We start from the raw sequence: 16,992 nt of genomic DNA, 5'->3' as shown, positions 1-16,992 counted from the left end.
CAGGACAAACTGCCGATCAGAATGGTGGTGGGTCCTCCGACGGCTGTGCTGTCGACGACTGTGCTGTCGACGACTGTCTGGTCGACGAATGTCTGGTTGGTGGCTGTGTTGTTGGTGGCTGTGTTGTTGGTGATTGCCTTGCTGGTGATTGCCTTTTCGCTGGTTGGATCGTGGGTTGCTGATCGTTGTGGTGCTGATCGTTGTGGTGCTGATCGTTGTGGTGCTGGGCGATCGGGCCGCGGGCGGGTGGAATGGTTGTGTATCGGTGGCCGGTCGGGGCGGTGAGGGTGACGGAGCCGTCGTCGTGGGCGGTGCTCTTCCATCCCCACGAAGGAGTGTCCTTGATCACATGGTGGTACTCGCAGTACGGCACCAACCTGGCCAGGCTGGTCCGCCGGCTCTGCGCGAACGGGGTCGCGTGGTCGCGGTCGCAGTCGCGCGAGGTGCGGTTGCAGCCGGGCCATGCGCAGACGGGGTGCCGGGCGAGGAGAGTTTCGCTGACGACCGCGCCAGGGTCGTGGCGGGTGGTGGCGGCCTCGAGCACGGTCCCGTTGGAGGGGTCGGTGAGGAGCCGTCGCCAGGTGCCGTCGGTGGCGATGCGGCGGGCCATGTCGGCGGGGATGGGTCCGTAGCCGATGAGTTCGCAGGGGTCGTCGTCCACCCCGAGCAGGGTAGTGATCGGGACGAGAACCTCGATGTGTGGTCGTCGGCGATGCCGGTCCGGTAGCCGGCGGCCAAGCCAATCCACCCCGTTGTGCAGCATTTGCTCGAACACATCCGCCACCACGTCAGCCCGTCGCTGCTCAACGTTCCGCTCATCCCTTGTCCGCTGACCTGATTCCACCTCGGCCGAGCCGCCGGAGAAATCCGGTCCGGACTGGACGGTCCCGATGACATCGTCAGCACGAGCGGCGTTGGATTCGGCATCGGACTTGGTCGTCCGAGCTCCGGAGACCGCGTCAGCTGTCCCCCTGGTGGCGGCGTCGGTTGTGGCGCCGGAGTTGCCAGTGCGGCGATCAAGTTGCGGGCCGGCGATGCCGGTGTTGTCTGCGCTGCTGGCGCTGCTGGCGCTGCCGGCGGTGTCCTGCGCGGTGGTCGTGCTGCTGGAGTGCGAGGCCGACGAACCGGTGCCTGCGTTGCTGGGCTCGCTGGCGGGGTGGCGGGCTGACGTGTCGTCGCCCGTCTTGTTGGGCTTGCTGGTCGGCGTCGTTCGTTTGGCGAGGTCGGCCATGGCTTGGATGACGACCCACATCTGCTGGATTTTGTCGGCGGTGTGCACGACCCACAGCCCGGCCATGCCATCGGCCAGGGGGACGATCTTGCAGGTGCGTTCGGCGACGGCGGCACGATGCCGGTCCGCGGCGTCGCGGATGGTGTGTTTGGCGACCTGGCGGCGCAGTGATGCGTTCAGGTTGGCGTGGGTTTGGCCTGGGGCGCGGCGCAGCACATGTGCCTCGACGGCTTGCGCGGCGGTGTCCGGGAGAGCGCGGGTCGCTTCGGAGATGGCGAGTGCCTTGGACCAACTCAGGGCGCCGCAGCGCAGTGCGGTGTGGGTGGCCGGCAGTGTGCCGGTCAGATGGAGTGCTGTGTCGATGTGCCGGGCTGCGGTGTTGGTGGACAGTCGTAGTGCGGCGCCGACTTCTGCGGCCCAGGAGCGTTCGGGGTCGATCGGCCGGCCGGACGAGTCGATCTGGGTGGGGCGGGGGATCTCGGTGGCTTGGGCTTTGCGTTGGCGGGAGAACGAGGCCATCGCGGCGGATTTGATGGCCGCCGCCCAAGCTTCCATCCGGGCCGCGGCCTTCATCGCCTCGATCAGCGCGATCGGCGATTCGCACTGTGGTCGCAGTTCCTCCAGCGCCGCGGCCAGTTCGGCGCCTGGCGGCAGGAAGACCCACGCCGGTGCCTTCAGCCGCAGCATCTCCCGCTCGGCCTCGTCCTGCTCCACCCCGGCCCACAGCTCCCACTCCAGCCCGTCTACGCGCGACATCGGCGGCAGCTCGTCGTACCAATCCTCCTCGCCCAGGAAACGCGGAGGATGTGGATCCGCAGGGTCGGGCAAGTCGTCCGGCGGCATCAGCGCACCAGCAGCCTCCATCCAGGCGAGCGCTTGCTCGTCGGGAGGTTGTGCGGTCGCCGTCGCTGTCATGAACCTATATTAGAACATATGTTCGATTGGAGCAAACGCGTGGATGCCGCATATCATGGATGCCGCAGCCAGCGTTCCTGGCGCCGACGAGGCCCTCCTCGCTCCGTTGCATCGTCAGAGGAGGCCGGCTGCTACCAGGTACTTTCCGACCTGGGCGATCTCGTCGGCGTCCAGGGGGATCTGGGGCGGTGCCATCACGCCGTACTCGATCACACCACGCAGTTGCAGCGCTGCCTTGAAGGCTCCGAGGGCGGACGAGCTCATGCCCATGCGGGCCGGGTCGCCGACCCCGATCAGTTTGAAGAGACGCACCAGCCGCTCCTGTTCGGCGCGCGCGTCCTGCCATTCGCCGGCTGCCGCGTGGTTGAAGAGCTTGACGTAGCCGTGCGGGTCCACGTTGCCGAGCCCCGGGACCACGCCGTCGGCTCCCATCCACAGTGCGTTGTCGACGGTCAGTTCCGAGCCCGTGAGCACGCTGAAGTCGGTGATGTCACCTCGGTCGCGCGCTCGCAGGATGACGTTGCGCAGACCGCCCTCGTCGCCGCTGGAATCCTTCAGGCCCGCCAGTACTCCGTCGGCCGCGAGCTGTAGCACCAGGTCGGCGCCGAGCTTCGAGTGCACGGCTACCGGCAGGTCGTACGCGAACACCGGGACGCCGGCGGCCTCCGCGACCATCCGGAAGTGCTTGCCGACCTCGGCGGGATGGGTGCGGGTGTAGAAGGGCGCGGTGACGACGATGCCGTCCACGCCGGCCGCGACGGCCGTCCTGACGTGGTCGAGCACCCGCAACGTCGCCGTGTCGATGACACCTGCCAGCACCGGCAACCGGCCTGCCACGTGCCCGACCACCGTGTCGAGGACGACCCGGCGATGTCCGTCCGGCAGGTACGCCACCTCGGAGGTGGAGCCGAGGACGAACAAGCCGCTCACGCCGCCGTCGATCAGGTGGTCGACGAGCCGGACCAGGGAGGCGGTGTCCACCTGGTGGTCCGGCGTGAACGGCGTACAGACAGGTGGGATGACGCCGGTCAGGCGGGCAGGCAGTGTCGCCAGAGTCATGAACGCTCCAATGCTTGGGTGATCAGGTCATCGGTGGACTCCTGCGCGACCACGGGGTGATAGCAGCGGAACAGGTGCGCAGAGCCGTTGGCGTCGGCGGCATCGGACTCGAACTCGGGCATCGAGCCCGCGCAGTCGTCGTCGGCCTTCCAGCAGCGGGTCCGGAACGGGCAGCCGCTCGGCGGCCGGGTGGCCGACGGCACCGGACCGGCCAGCGGGATCGGGTCGATCGGCGAGATCAGGCCGGGGGTCGCCGAGAACAGCGCGCGGGTGTACGGATGCCGCGCCTGCCGGGCGACGCCGGCCGCCGGTGCCTGCTCGACGATCCGGCCGAGGTACATGGTGACCACCCGGTCGCTCATCCGGCGGACGGTCTGGATGTCGTGCGAGACGAACACCATGGCCAGGCCGAGGCGTTCCTTGAGGTCCAGCAGCAGGTTCAGGATCTGCGCCCGGACCGAGACGTCCAGTGCACTGGTCGGCTCGTCGGCGACCAGGAGTGCCGGTTCGAGGGCCAGCGCCCGGGCGATCGCGACGCGTTGCCGCTGGCCACCGGACAACTGACCGGGCAGGGCGTCGGCGACGCTCCGGGGCAGCCCCACCAGCGCCATCAGCTCCCGGACCCGTTCGTTGCGCTGGGCAACGGTGCCGCGATGGTGCACGTCGAGCGGATCACGCAGTACACGGTGAACGGGCAGCCGGCGGTTCAGGGCGGTCGACGGATCCTGGAAGATCATCCCGGTCCCGGCGCCGATGGCCTCGCGGCGTTCGGCCGGTTTCATGGACCAGATGTCCCGGCCCCGGAATGCGGCCGTGCCCTCGGTCGGTCGCTGGACACCGACCAGGACCTTGGCCAGCGTCGACTTCCCGCAGCCGGACTCGCCGACCACGCCGACGGTCTCACCGGCGGCGACGCTCAGATCGGCCCCGGTCAGCGCATAGACCCGATCCCTGCTGAACAGCCCGCCGGACCTGGCCCGGTGGACGACGTGCACGTCTGTCAGTTCGAGCACCGTCTCCGTCATCGCAGTGCCTCCTTCTCCAGCGGCTCGAGGACAACTGCCGGATGATGGCAAGCGACCAGGTGCTGTGCAGGCCGGCCGGTCAGCTCGGGGGCGGTGCTGCGGCACAGATCGGTGACCATCGGGCACCGGTCGGCGAACCGGCAACCGGCGGGGAAGTCGGCCGGCGAGGGTACGACGCCACGGATCTGGGTCAGCCGGGCCGCGCCGGACTCCAGCGACAGGACCGAGCCGAGCAGGCCGCGGGCGTAATGGTGCGCGGGCTCGCCGACCAGGTCGGCCGTGACACCGGTCTCGACGATCTGGCCGCCGTACATGACCACCACCCGGTCGGTGACGTCGGCGACCAGTGCCAGGTCGTGCGATACCAGGATCAGGGCGAAGCCGAGCTCGGCCCGCAGCCGCAGCAGTAGCTGGATCACCTGCGCCTGCACGGTGACGTCGAGGGCCGTCGTCGGCTCGTCGGCGACGATCAGCTTCGGTTCCCGGGACAGCGCCATCGCGATCAGCACCCGCTGGCGCTGACCACCGGACAACTCGTGCGGGTAGCTGGTCAGGGTCCGCTCGGGATCCAGGCCGACCAATTCCAGCAGTTCTGCCGGAGTACGCCGTCCGCCGCGCCGAACCACCTGCTTCAATTGCGCTTTGATCGTCATCGCCGGGTTCAGCGAGGACAGCGCATCCTGGTAGATCATGGCCATGTCGTGACCGAGCAGCCGGCGCCGTTCGGAGCGCCGAAGCCGTAGCAGGTCCTTGCCGTCGAACCGGATCCGGCCGCTGATCCGGGCGCCGCGCGGTTCCAGCCCCATCACGGTGAGCGCGGTCAGCGACTTGCCACAGCCCGACTCGCCGACCAGCCCGAGCACCTCGCCCGGCCGTACCTCGAAGCTGATCCCGTCGACGACGTCGACCCCGTCGTGCCGGCCCTCGAAGCCGATCGCCAACTGCTGAACTGACAGTACGGGTTCACCGTCCGGCAGCGGCCGCGCGCGTTCCCGCAGCCGCGTCGCCGCCAGGTCCAGACCCGGAAGCTCGACCAGTTGCCCGGAGCCCGGCTGTGCGGTCTCCAGCGCGTCCTTGTCATGCTTCTTGGGGGTCGCCCGGCGTCCGCCCGGCGCGGCCCACGCGTCGGAGACGGCCTCGGACAGGATGTTGAGCGACAGCACGGTGATCAGGATCAGCAGTCCCGGGAACACCGTCGCCCACCAGCCGCCGAGCAGCACCATGTTCTTGCCATCGGCAATCACCGAGCCCCAGGACGGCTCCGGCGGCCGGACCCCGGCCCCGATGAACGACAGCGACGCCTCGAAGACGATGGCGTCGGCGACCATCACCGTGCAGAACACCAGCACCGGAGCGGCGCAATTGATCGCCACGTGCCGGAGCAGGATGTGCGGGGTCCGGGCGCCGATGATCTTCTCCGCCACCACATAGTCCTCGCCGTACTGCGCGAGTACGTTGGCGCGCACCACCCTGGCCACGGGCGGCGTGTAGAGGAACGCGATCGCGATCACGAGCACCGGGACGGATCCGCCGAACACCGCGACCAGTACGGCGGCGAGCGCGATCCCCGGGAACGCCATCACGACGTCGAGGAGCCGCATCACGGTCTCGTCGACCGCCTTCCGGGAGGTGGCCGCGACAGCTCCGACGATCGCGCCCGCGGTCAGTGCGAGCGCGGTCGCCCCAAGGCCGATCATCAGCGACCAGCGCGCGCCGTACACGAGCCGGGTGAAGATGTCCCGGTTCGCGCTGTCCAGCCCGAACCAGTGCGCCCCCGACGGCCCGCCGCCGGCGTCCTCCTGGGTCAGGATGTCGTACGGCGTCAGCAGCGGAGCGAGGATCGCGGCCAGGATCACCACCGCCAGGACCGCGACCGCGATCCAGGCCGTGGGTGGCAGCCGCTTGAAGTTGATCCCGGGGCGGGAGAGCTGCCGGGCCAGTCGTGCACGCATCAGGCGGCGCTCCTCAGTCGCGGGTTGACCAGCAGGTACAGCACATCGACGACGAGGTTGACCACCACGAAGCCGATCGCGATGGTCAGTACGACGCCTTGCACCACGGCCGGATCACCGTCGCGGACGGCGTTGATCATCAGCGTGCCCATCCCCGGCAGGGTGAAGATCTGCTCGATCACGACAGCTCCGCCGAGCAGATACCCGATTCGCAGGCCGAGCACGGTGAGCGGGTTGATGAGCGCGTTCCGCAGGACGTTGCGTCCGACCACCACCACGGGCGGCAGGCCGCTGCCGATGGCGGTCCGGACATAGTCCTTGTCGAGTTCCTCGACGACGGACGTACGAATGATCCGGGTCAATTGAGCGGCCACCGGCAAGGACAGCGCCAGCGCCGGCAGTGCCATCGTCCGCAGCCAGGGTCCGATCCCGTCGGCCGGATTCACGTAACCGCTCGGCGGAAACCATCCGCGGTCGACCGCGGCGTACTGGATCATCAGCAGCGCCAGCCAGAACGAAGGCGCGGCCACGCCGATCAACGAGACCAGCCGGATCGCCTGGTCCGGCCAGCGGTCCCTGAAGATCGCGGCGGTGACGCCGAGCAGCAAGGCCAGCACCAAGGCGATCAGCAGTCCGAGCAGCGTGAGCTGGAACGTCAGTGGCATCGCGGTGGTGACCGACTGCAGGACCGGCGCCTTGGTCAGCACACTGGTGCCGAGGTTGCCGTGCAGCAGGTCACCGACGAAGTGCAGGTAGCGCAGCGGCAGCGGGTCCAGCAGGCCGTTCTCCTGCCGGAACGTGTGCAACTGCTCCTCGGTCGGGTTAGCGCCCTGGAAGTACGCGACCGCGGGATCGTTGTTCGAGAACCGCATCACCAGGAAGACGAACGCGATGATGCCGAGCAGCAACGGAACCAGCAGCAACAGCCGGCGAACCAGCATTCGGACGATGACGGCCACAGTCGGTTACCTCAGGCCCGCTTCGCCTGCAGCAGGTTGATCCCCGGGTAGGGCTGTGCCTTGATCCCGCTGAGTTTCTTCCCGTCCCAGGCAGTCATCAGCTCGGTGTGGACGACCGGATACAGCACCGCCTGCTCGGCGACCAGGTCGAGGTACTCGTGGGTCAGCTTCAGTCGGGTGTCCGCGTCGGTGGCCCGGACCGCCTCGTCCATCTTGGCGAAGATCACCTTGGCGCCGGCGCTGTTCTCCCAGCGCGTGTACTTCATCCAGGAGCCGCCCTGGGTGTAGTTGTAGCGCAGGATCAGATCCGCGTCGGCGCCGAACTGGTTCGGGTTCGACGCGGCCGCGACCACCTGGTAGTCGGCGTGCTGGTCCATCTTGGTGAACACCGCGGCGGTGTCCTGCGGCTCCAGCGTGGTCTTCACGCCGATCGCGTTCCAGGACGCGGCAATGGTCGGCAGGCAGTCGACGATCCAGCTCACGTTCACCGCGAGCAGGTTGATCGAAAGGTTCGTCACGCCGGCCTCGGCCAGCAGCGCCTTGGCCTTCGCCGGGTCGTAGCTGTAGACCGTCTTCGCCTTGGCGTAGGCCGGGTTCTGCTCGTTCAGGAACGAGGTGCTGGCCTTGCCGCGGCCCTTGAGCGCGACCTCGATCATCTTCTCGGTGTCGATCGCGGTGAACAGCGCCTGCCGGACCCGGACGTCGTCGAACGGCTTGGTCGCGGTGTTGAACATCAAGAACAGGTGGTTCATCCCCTTGCCGCCCTCGACCGTGAGGCCCGAGCTCTTCAGTTGCTCGATGTTGGCGTACGGGATGTTGTCGGAGATCTGGGCCTCGGCACTGCCGCCGGAGATCTTCGCGACCCGGGCGGAGGAGTCGACGATGCTCAGCCAGTTCATCTTCTTGAACGCCGCCGGGCGCGGGCCGTTGTAGTCCGCGAAGGCCTCGAAGGTGGTGTTCGACTTCGGCTGGTGCGAGACCTGCTTGTACGGTCCGGACCCGACCGCCTTGCCGTTCTTGGCCAGGTCCCAGGCGCCGGCCTGGGAGAAGACGTGCTTGGGCATGATCTTCGCGATGGTCAGTCGCGGCGCCCCGTCGGGGAACGGGAAGTTCAGCACCAGCTCGACGGACTTGTCGTCGACCTTCTTGACCTCCTTCAGCCAGGCGGCGAAGAAGTTGTAGGTGAGCACCTTCAGCTTCGGGTCGAGGATCCGCTGGAAGGTGAAGACGACGTCGTCGGCGGTGACCGGCCGGCCGTCGTGCCACTTCGCTCCGTCCCGCAGGGTGAACTTCCAGGACGTGGCGTTCAGGTCGGACGGCACCTCCGTGCCGAGTGCGGCGTACGGCTGCCGGGTGATCGGGTCGGTGTCGAGCAGGCCCTCGTAGACGTGCTGCATCGCCGCCATCGTGAAGGCGGACGCGGTCATGGTCGGGTCCCAGCTCTGGTTGTTCCCGTAGCCGATCACCGCCGTGACCAGGCCGGTGTCCGCTCCGGCGCCGACGGCTCCGGTCGAGGCCGGGCCACTGCTGCAGGCCGACAATCCACCAGTGATCGTCGCGGCTGCGCCGAGCGCACCGGAGTACTTCAGGAACGAGCGGCGGTCGAACCCTGTTTGGTTCACGATGCCTCCAGCGGCAGGGGGTGTGGCGGAGCTTCAGAGGAGGTAGGTTATAGGACGTCCTACGTCCTATGAGTGCCGACTTTAAGAGTCCTTTCCGGGTCGGTCAAGACCGGAGGAGAGGTGCGTCGTGGCAGTGACACGGCCGAAACGCAGTGACGAGCTGGCGAACGCGATCGCCGACCTGATCATCGAACGCAACCTCAAGCCAGGCGCCGCGCTGCCTCCGGAAAGCGTGCTGATGACCGACTTCAGCGTCAGCCGCAACTCGGTCCGGGAGTCGCTCAAAGCCTTGCAGGCGTTGGGGATCGTCGAGATCCGGCACGGCTACGGAACCTTCGTCGGATCGGCCAGCTCGGCGGCGTTGCACCCCTGGCTGCTGTTCCGCACCCGATCCGGCAGCAGCACCGAGCGACTGCGGGAACTGCTCGAGATCCGGGAGATTCTCGAGACCGAGCTGACCCGCCGCGCCGCGGGAACCGGCGACGGCGAGCTCCGGCAGAAGCTGTCCGGCTGTGTCGAGCGGATGCGGGTCGACGGGCCGGACGCGGCGACCGCGGACCGCGAGTTCCACGAACACATCTGCGACGCGGCCGGCGTCCCGCTGGCCCGCGAGTTGGTCGGCCTGTTCTGGGACGTCTACCGGGCTGTCGAGACCGACCTGGAGACCGTCGCCGCGGCACCGGGCGAAACCGCGGCGCGGCATCAACGCGTGGTCGACGCGATCGCCTCGGGTGACGCCGACCGGGCGGAAGAGGCCGTCCACCTGCATTTCGGCGAGGTCCGCGCCCGCCTCGGCACCGGCCCCTACCGAAGCCGGCCGGCGGATGTGCCATGATCGGGCCGACGGCTGTGGAGGAACACCGGTGACCAGCGTGCTGGGAGTCCGGGGCGGTCCCGCCACTGTGACCGGGAGGAATCTCGGAAGCCAGGACATCCGCTGCCGTCCGCAGGCGCGCGATCATCGTGCGCCGGCGTACCGGCCGTAGCGGGCGTGGACACCCGCTCGACGAAAGGGACCACCGCCGATGCGGGCTCCGTTCAGCGGACCGTCGAATTCTTTCCCGTTCACCGCGATCGTCGGGATGGACGACCTCCAGCTCGCGCTGATCCTGGCCGCGATCTCGCCGGCCATCGGCGGTGTGCTGATCCGCGGCGAGAAGGGTACGGCGAAGTCGACCGCCGTCCGCGCTCTCACCGAGATCCTGCCGCCCGTCGACGTTGTACCCGGCTGCCGCTTCTCCTGCGATCCCGACCACCCGGACCACACCTGCCCGGACGGCCCGCACGCGGAGGGCCGGTCGGTGCGCGCTGCGCGGTTGGTGGAGTTGCCGGTGGGGGCGACCGAGGACCGGGTGATCGGGTCGCTCCACCTGGAGAAAGCGCTCGCGGAGGGCATCACGGCGTACGAGCCGGGCCTGCTCGCCGCTGCGCATCGCGGGTTGCTGTACGTCGACGAGGTCAACCTGCTCCACGACCACCTGGTCGACGTACTCCTCGACGCCGCCGCGATGGGCCGCGCAACCGTCGAGCGGGACGGCGTCTCGGTCACGCACCCGGCGCGGTTCGTGCTCGTCGGCACGATGAACCCCGAGGAGGGCGAGCTCCGGCCGCAGCTCCTCGACCGGTTCGGGCTGACCGTCGACGTGGTCGCCAGCCGCGATCCCGCCGTACGGGTGGAGGTGATGCGCGCGCGGCTCACGTACGAGGCCGGCCCGGAGAACTTCGTCGCCCGGTACGACGGCGCGCAGCGCGAACTCGCCGAACGCATCGTGAAGGCGCGCGACCTGCTGACCGAGGTGATCCTGACCGACGCGGCGCTCCGCCAGATCGCGGAGATCTGCGCGTCGTTCGACGTCGACGGGATGCGCGCCGACCTGGTCACGGCCCGTACGGCGGTCGCTCACGCCGCCTGGTCCGGCCGCACCGTCGTCGAGGTCGAAGACGTCCGCGCCGCCGCCAAACTGGCCCTCCCGCACCGCCGCCGCCGTAACCCCTTCGACGCCCCCGGCCTGGACGACCAGCAGCTGGAAGAAGCCATCAACAACAGCACTCCGCCCGAAAACCCCGACGACGACGGGCCGGACGATCCAGGCGGCGGACCTGGTGGGGGAGTCGACAACTCTGCTTCCTCCGAGGGTGGTACTTCCGAAAGCGAGGAGCAGTCCGTCGGTCAGCCGTCGGCCGGCCCGGCCCCGAGCGGTGACGTTGCTGGGAGTTCCGCGCCGTACCAGGCTCGCCTGCTGAGTGTTCAGGTCGCGGGAGCCGGTGTCGCCGGGCGGCGGTCTCGGGCGATCACCGAAGTCGGGCGCGTGGTGGGGGATCGCGGCCGGATCGGGCGCGAGGCGGGGCGTCCGCATCTGTTGGGGACGATGCGCAACGCAGCGCCGTACCAGAAGGTTCGCGGGCGGAGCGGTCCCGGGCTGGTGGTGCGGGCGGACGACGTGCGGCTCGCGGTGCGGGAAGGGCGGGAGGGGAATCTCGTGCTGTTCTGCGTCGACGCCTCCGGTTCGATGGGGACGAAGAAGCGGATGGGCGAGGTGAAGACGGCGATCGTCTCGCTCCTCCTCGACGCGTACCAGCGCCGCGACACGGTCGGGCTCGTCACGTTCGCCGGCGCCGCCGCGACAGTCGCCCTGCCGCCGACGGGCAGCGTCGAGACCGCCGTACGACGGCTCGAATCTCTCCCCACCGGTGGACGTACGCCGCTCGCCGAGGGACTGCTGCAAGCGGCGGAGGTACTGCGGATCGCCGCGATCCGCGACCCGCGCCGGCGCCCGCTCCTCGTCCTCGTGACCGACGGCCGCGCGACGCACGGCGACAACGCGTTCGCGCGCGCCCGCCAGGCCGCCGGATGGCTCGCACAGCGCGGAGTCGCGACTGTCGTGGTGGACTGCGAACCGCGCCGCGGTATCCGGCTCGGGCTCTCCGCGGAGCTTGCCTCGGATCTCGGAGCGGAGTACCTCGACCTCGGAGACGTTGCCGCTGGCAACCTTATCCGGACGGTCGCAGAACGGAAGGCGGCCTGACATGCCGAAGGGACAGCCGGTCGCCGTACCGGAGGACGGCCTGACCACCCGCCAGCGCCGCAACCGTCCGCTGCTGATGGTGCACACCGGCGAGATGAAGGGGAAGTCGACGGCCGCGTTCGGGATGGCGCTGCGGGCCTGGAACCAGGGCTGGAACCTCGGGGTCTTCCAGTTCGTGAAGAGCGCGAAGTGGAAGGTCGGCGAGGAGAGCGCATTCAAGGCGCTCGGCCGGCTGCACGAGTCGACCGGTGAGGGCGGGCCGGTCGAGTGGCACAAGATGGGCGAAGGCTGGAGCTGGTCCCGCAAGGCCGGCACCGAGGAGGACCACGCCGCCGACGCGGTCGAGGGCTGGCGCGAGATCCAGCGCCGCCTGGCCGCCGAGACCCATGACCTGTACGTGCTCGACGAGTTCACGTACCCGATGAAGTGGGGCTGGATCGACGTGGACGAGGTCGTCGACACGCTCGTCAACCGCCCCGGTCACCAGTACGTCGTCATCACCGGCCGTGACGCCCACCCGAACCTCCTCGAGGCCGCCGACCTCGCCACCCAGATGACCAAGCTCAAGCACCCGATGGACGCCGGCCAGAAGGGCCAGAAGGGCATCGAGTGGTAACCCAGGAAACCACGATGATTCCGCGGGTGGTGGTTGCGGCGCCGTCCTCCGGTGCGGGTAAGACGACCGTCGCCGTCGGGTTGATGGCGGCGCTGCGGCGGGCCGGGTACGTCGTGGCCGGGTTCAAGGTGGGGCCGGACTACATCGATCCCGGGTTCCACGCGGTCGCGACCGGGCGACCGGGGCGGAACCTCGACCCGATGCTGTCGGGCGAGGAACTGGTAGGACCGCTGTTCGGGCACGGTTCCGCCGGTGCGGATCTGGCCGTGGTCGAGGGTGTGATGGGGCTGTACGACGGCGCGCTCGGGACGGAAGGTTTCTCGTCCACGGCCCACGTCGCGAAGTTGCTGAAGGCACCTGTCGTGCTGGTCGTCGACGCGTCGGCAGCGGGCCGGAGCGTCGGGGCCGTCGTCCAAGGTTTCGTTGCCTTCGACACCGAGATCCGCATCGTCGGGGTGATCTTGAACAAGGTGGGCTCGGACCGGCATGAGGCTGAAGTACGAGCCGGTGTCGCGCCGACCGGCGTACCCGTCCTGGGCGTCCTTCGCCGCGACACCCGCCTGACCGTCCCCAGCCGCCACCTCGGCCTGATCCCCGCCAACGAACAACACACCCAAGCCGAACAAGCCGTAGACGCCGCCGCAGAACTAGTTCGCCAAGGCGTAGACCTCCAGGCCGTAGTCGCTGCCGCCCACGCCGCCCAACCCCACCAAACGACCCCCTGGACCCCCGACGTACTGTCGGCGAGTGCAGGTCGGCCTGTGGTTGCTGTTGCGGCCGGGCCGGTGTTTTCGTTCCACTACACCGAGACGACCGAGCTGCTGACCGCAGCCGGTGCGGACGTCGTCACGTTCGACCCGCTCGTCGATCCGTTGCCTGAGGCAACCGCTGCGCTCTACCTCGGCGGTGGTTTCCCGGAGCTCCACGCAGAGGCGCTCTCCGCGAACGTCGAGCTGCGCAAACAAGTGGCCGCCGCGATCGCCGACGGGCTCCCGGTGATCGCCGAATGCGCCGGCCTGCTGTACCTCTGCCGCGAACTCGACGGTCACCCGATGACCGGCGTACTCCCGGCGACCGGCCGCATGACCAGCCGCCTCACCCTCGGCTACCGTACGGCGGTTGCCGCGACCAGCACCGCGTTCTTCGACGAAGGACGCCGCGTGCGCGGCCACGAGTTCCACCGCACCACGATCGACCTCGACGCCGACGTACAACCGGCCTGGCATCTCCCCGGCGGCGTCGAAGGAATCACCCTCCCGCACGTCCACGCGTCGTACCTGCACCTGCACTGGACCGCGACCCCAGACGTCCCCGCACGACTGGTCGCCGCCGCCCGCGAGCGTGCCCGATGAACCTGGTCGTCGGCGTCGGACTCCGCAGCGGTACGCCGTACGCCGAGCTGCAGGATCTCGTGACGACAACCCTCCACGAACTCGCGGGCGAGGTGCGACTGGTCGTCACGATCGCCGGCAAGGAGAACGAACCTGCGCTGCAAGAGCTCGTTGCGCAGTTGGGTGCTGAGCTTCGCACCTTCTCGAACGACGAACTCGCCAACCAGCCGACGCCAACCCCTAGCGAACAGGTCGAGCAACTCAAAGGAACCCCCAGCATCGCCGAAGCAGCCGTACTCGCAACCGGCGCCCAACTCCTCATCACCAAACGCAAATCCCCCAACACCACAATCGCAATCGGCGTGCGGCGGGTGGATGGGCGTGACACGCGGGATCGCCCGGTTGTGCAGCGGGCGGACGGGTACGACGCTCGGGATCGCGAGGTTGTGCAGCGGGTTATTGCTGAGCGGCGGGATGTGCGGCGGGGGTTTGTGGATCTGCCGGTTGACGACGGGACGCTCGGGCGGGTTTTGGAGGCAGCGCATCGGGCGCCGAGTGTCGGACTGAGCCAGCCGTGGGACTTCCTGGTGATCCGCGACATCGCGACCCGTCGCAAGGTGCATGATCTCGCGACCGCGCAGCGGGACGCATTCGCTGCATCCCTCCCCGAGGACCGGCGCGCGGCGTTCGACGGGCTGAAGATCGAGGCGATCCTCGACACCCCACTGAATCTCGCGGTGACCTGCGACCCCGGCCGCGGCGGCCGGCACGTTCTCGGCCGGCACGCGGATCCGCGGACGACCATGTTCTCCGCGGCGATCGCGATCCAGAACCTCTGGCTCGCCGCCCGCGCAGAGGGTCTCGGCGTCGGCTGGGTCTCCTTCTTCGAACCAGGCGAGGTCGCCGCGGTCCTCGACCTGCCCGCGCACATCGAGCTGGTCGGCTACCTGTGCATCGGGTACGTCGAGGAGTTCGCCGCGACCCCCGAACTCGTACGTTCCGGATGGGCGAAGCGGCGCCCGCTGTCCTGGGCGATCCACCACGAGGAATGGGGCCGCCGCGGTACGTCGATCGTCGACGACGCGCTCCGGGCCGCGCAAAACCGGGCCGCGCAGAACGCCGTACCGACAACCGGTCAGCGGGTTCAGGTGATCGTCGGCGGCGACCCGAGCCAACTGCAACAGGCCGACGCACTGATCGTCGATCTCCAAGCAGACCGCCCGCAAGCAGATTTCGGGGTGTTGTGGCGGCCCGCGCGCACACCCGCCGAGGCCGTCGAGTTCGGTGTCGAGATCGCCCGCGACCTCGCCCTGCAGGGCGTTGGGCACCTCGCCGTACAGCTTGCACAGAACTCCGAGTGTGCCGAAGCGCTCGCTCGCGGTTTGCAGGTCGGTGCGTCGGCCTCTGGTCTGACACACTCCACGACATGACCGCACCTATGTACGTGCCCGCGTTCTCGATGAAGCAGCGTGTGACGTTGATGGCGAACAAGTACGAGCTGATCGTCACCAACCCGGACGGGACCGACGGCGCGCTGCTCGCGTTCGCACAGCAGAAGCGGATGGCGTTCAAGGAGCAGGTGACGTTCTACAGCGACGACACCAAGACCCAGGCGGTGTTCTCGTTCAAGGCCCGTAAGACCATCGACCTCGGGTCCGGGTACGACGTGTTCGACGCCGACGGGCAGGCGATCGGCTGGTTCAAGAAGGAGTTCGGCAAGAGTCTCCTCCGGTCCAGCTGGCAGCTCAGCGCGCCGGGCGTCGAGGCGGACGGCACCGAGCGCAACCAGACGGTCGCGATCGTCCGGCGGGTCTGGGACTTCGTGCCGTTCATCGGCGAGATCCCGCTGCCGTTCATCTTCCACTTCGACTTCACCGACCGGTCGAGTGGGCAGCCGGTGCTGTCGGTGGAGCGGAAGATGTCGGTCCGGGACCGCTACCGCATCACCGTCCAGGACGAGCGCCTCGACTTCCGCGTCGCGGCCGCGATGACGGTCGCTCTGGACGCTCTCCAGAGCCGCTGATCCGGTCCACCTGAGTGCGAGCTGAGCTCGGCGTACGACCACGGTCGTAGTCCGGGCTCACTCTTTCGGGTGAACCTACCCTGAGTGGGCTTGGTTCCGGTCCTGCCCGGTGCGAGGCTGTATCCATGGGCGTAGCACAGCGCAGTCGACGGTGGTTGGTTCCGGTCACGACAGTCGCCGTGGTGGCAGGGGTGGGGGCACTCGGACCAGTGGTCGCGGATGCCTCGCCGAAGCTGCCCGGCATCTCCGCGCAGGATCTGCTCGCGAAGGTTCAGACGGCGAAGGTCGACGGCCTCAGCGGCACGGTCCGCTCGGACGCGAACCTGGGCCTGCCGGCCATCCCCGGCGCACCGGCCGGTAGCGAGCAGCTGACCGAGATGCTGAGCGGTCAGCACACGGCGCGGGTCGCGTTCGCGAGCCCGGACAAGGCGCGGGTCTCGGTGCTCGACAACCAGGCGGAGCGGGTCTGGACGACCGACGGCAAGTCCGCCTGGGCGTACGACTCGTCCCGGCGCGAAGCCATGAAGCTGACGGTTCCCGCGCACGAGAACGCGAAGCCGGAGAAGGCGGTGCCGTCGTACGACCCGCAGACGGTCGCCAAGCAGTTCCTCGACGCGATCGACCCGACCACCAAGGTCGAGGTCAGCGGCACCGAGAAGGTCGCCGGCCGCGATGCCTACAAGCTGCGCCTGGTGCCGAAGACCGACAAGACGACCGTGGGTTCGGTGACACTGGCGATCGACTCCAAGACGTGGGTCCCGCTGGACGTGACGGTGATGCCGCGGACCGGCAACGACCCGGCCGTCGAGGTGGGCTTCAGCTCGGTGTCGTTCGACGTACCGGCGGCGGGCACGTTCACCTTCACCCCGCCGCAGGGTGTGAAGGTCACTGACCAGAAGGTTCCGTCGGGCGCGGAGCCGAAGCGGGTTGCCCCGAGGCAGGTCGAGCCGAAGAAGCCGGGTACGGCGAACGCGGACAAGCCGACCGTGATCGGTACGGGCTGGGAGAGCGTCGCGTTGATCCGCGGTGCGCAGACCGGCCAGCTGACCGGGAACGGGCCGCTCGCGCAGTTGCTCGCGAAGGCGCCGACCGTGTCGGGCACGTGGGGCAAGGGCAAGGTGCTGACCAGCAAGATGGTGAGCGCGTTGATCACCGACGACGGCCGGGTCTTCGTCGGCCTGGTCACCCCGGACACCCTGCAGGCCGCCGCCGCGAAGGCCCCCCGCTGAACAG

13 protein-coding genes and 1 riboswitch are annotated in these 16,992 nt (G+C 68.8%); of the genes, 7 read left to right on the top strand and 6 right to left on the bottom strand.

All coding sequences use genetic code 11. The annotated features are described in order from the left end of the window. Window positions 1-16: 16 nt before the first annotated feature. From ACWF0M_RS11395 to ACWF0M_RS11370, 6 genes are all read right to left on the bottom strand, one after another. A complete protein-coding gene (locus tag ACWF0M_RS11395) occupies window positions 17-2,146 on the bottom strand; it encodes a DUF222 domain-containing protein (RefSeq protein ID WP_452235515.1) in 2,130 nt (709 codons plus the stop codon). A gap of 114 nt (window positions 2,147-2,260) precedes the next feature. Beyond that, complete coding sequence (locus ACWF0M_RS11390) at window positions 2,261-3,205, bottom strand: dihydrodipicolinate synthase family protein (protein WP_452235514.1); 945 nt, start codon at window positions 3,203-3,205, stop codon at window positions 2,261-2,263. Then, entirely contained in the window at window positions 3,202-4,230 is a 1,029-nt protein-coding gene (locus tag ACWF0M_RS11385; protein ID WP_452235513.1) for an oligopeptide/dipeptide ABC transporter ATP-binding protein, read from the bottom strand. The genes ACWF0M_RS11390 and ACWF0M_RS11385 overlap by 4 nt, the downstream gene beginning before the upstream one ends. Then, entirely contained in the window at window positions 4,227-6,182 is a 1,956-nt protein-coding gene (locus ACWF0M_RS11380) for a dipeptide/oligopeptide/nickel ABC transporter permease/ATP-binding protein (RefSeq protein ID WP_452235512.1), read from the bottom strand. The genes ACWF0M_RS11385 and ACWF0M_RS11380 overlap by 4 nt, the downstream gene beginning before the upstream one ends. After that, complete coding sequence (locus ACWF0M_RS11375) at window positions 6,182-7,141, bottom strand: ABC transporter permease (RefSeq protein WP_452235511.1); 960 nt, start codon at window positions 7,139-7,141, stop codon at window positions 6,182-6,184. Before ACWF0M_RS11375 ends, ACWF0M_RS11380 begins: the two co-directional genes overlap by 1 nt. 11 nt (window positions 7,142-7,152) lie before the next feature. Next, window positions 7,153-8,763 carry an ABC transporter substrate-binding protein gene (locus ACWF0M_RS11370; RefSeq protein WP_452235510.1) on the bottom strand — a complete coding sequence of 537 codons (1,611 nt, stop codon included), beginning with the start codon at window positions 8,761-8,763 and terminating at the stop codon, window positions 7,153-7,155. A gap of 127 nt (window positions 8,764-8,890) precedes the next feature. On the opposite strand from ACWF0M_RS11370, the gene ACWF0M_RS11365 reads away from it, so the two are divergent. The 7 genes from ACWF0M_RS11365 to ACWF0M_RS11335 all read left to right on the top strand — a co-directional run bounded on the left by ACWF0M_RS11365 (window position 8,891) and on the right by ACWF0M_RS11335 (window position 16,988). Beyond that, window positions 8,891-9,598 (top strand): FadR/GntR family transcriptional regulator, encoded by a 708-nt coding sequence (locus ACWF0M_RS11365; protein WP_452235509.1) that lies wholly within the window; start codon window positions 8,891-8,893, stop codon window positions 9,596-9,598. Further along, a riboswitch (cobalamin riboswitch) is annotated at window positions 9,594-9,719 on the top strand. It overlaps the preceding gene by 5 nt. 69 nt (window positions 9,720-9,788) lie before the next feature. Further along, window positions 9,789-11,789, top strand: a complete 2,001-nt coding sequence (locus ACWF0M_RS11360; RefSeq protein WP_452235508.1) for a putative cobaltochelatase — start codon at window positions 9,789-9,791, stop codon at window positions 11,787-11,789. 1 nt (window position 11,790) lies between these two features. Continuing rightward, on the top strand, window positions 11,791-12,405 hold the full coding sequence (gene cobO / locus ACWF0M_RS11355) for a cob(I)yrinic acid a,c-diamide adenosyltransferase (RefSeq protein ID WP_452235507.1): 615 nt from the start codon (window positions 11,791-11,793) through the stop codon (window positions 12,403-12,405). Window positions 12,406-12,419: 14 nt separating this feature from the next. Then, window positions 12,420-13,757 (top strand): cobyrinate a,c-diamide synthase, encoded by a 1,338-nt coding sequence (locus ACWF0M_RS11350; RefSeq protein WP_452235506.1) that lies wholly within the window; start codon window positions 12,420-12,422, stop codon window positions 13,755-13,757. After that, complete coding sequence (gene bluB / locus ACWF0M_RS11345) at window positions 13,754-15,166, top strand: 5,6-dimethylbenzimidazole synthase (protein WP_452235505.1); 1,413 nt, start codon at window positions 13,754-13,756, stop codon at window positions 15,164-15,166. Before ACWF0M_RS11350 ends, bluB begins: the two co-directional genes overlap by 4 nt. Further along, a complete protein-coding gene (locus tag ACWF0M_RS11340) occupies window positions 15,163-15,759 on the top strand; it encodes a hypothetical protein (protein WP_452235504.1) in 597 nt (198 codons plus the stop codon). Before bluB ends, ACWF0M_RS11340 begins: the two co-directional genes overlap by 4 nt. Before the next feature lie 182 nt (window positions 15,760-15,941). Further along, a complete protein-coding gene (locus ACWF0M_RS11335; RefSeq protein WP_452235503.1) occupies window positions 15,942-16,988 on the top strand; it encodes a LolA family protein in 1,047 nt (348 codons plus the stop codon). The last annotated feature ends 4 nt before the right edge of the window (window positions 16,989-16,992 follow it).

This window comes from Kribbella sp. NPDC055110, from assembly GCF_053607525.1.
This window is presented reverse-complemented; position numbering and strand designations above follow the sequence as displayed.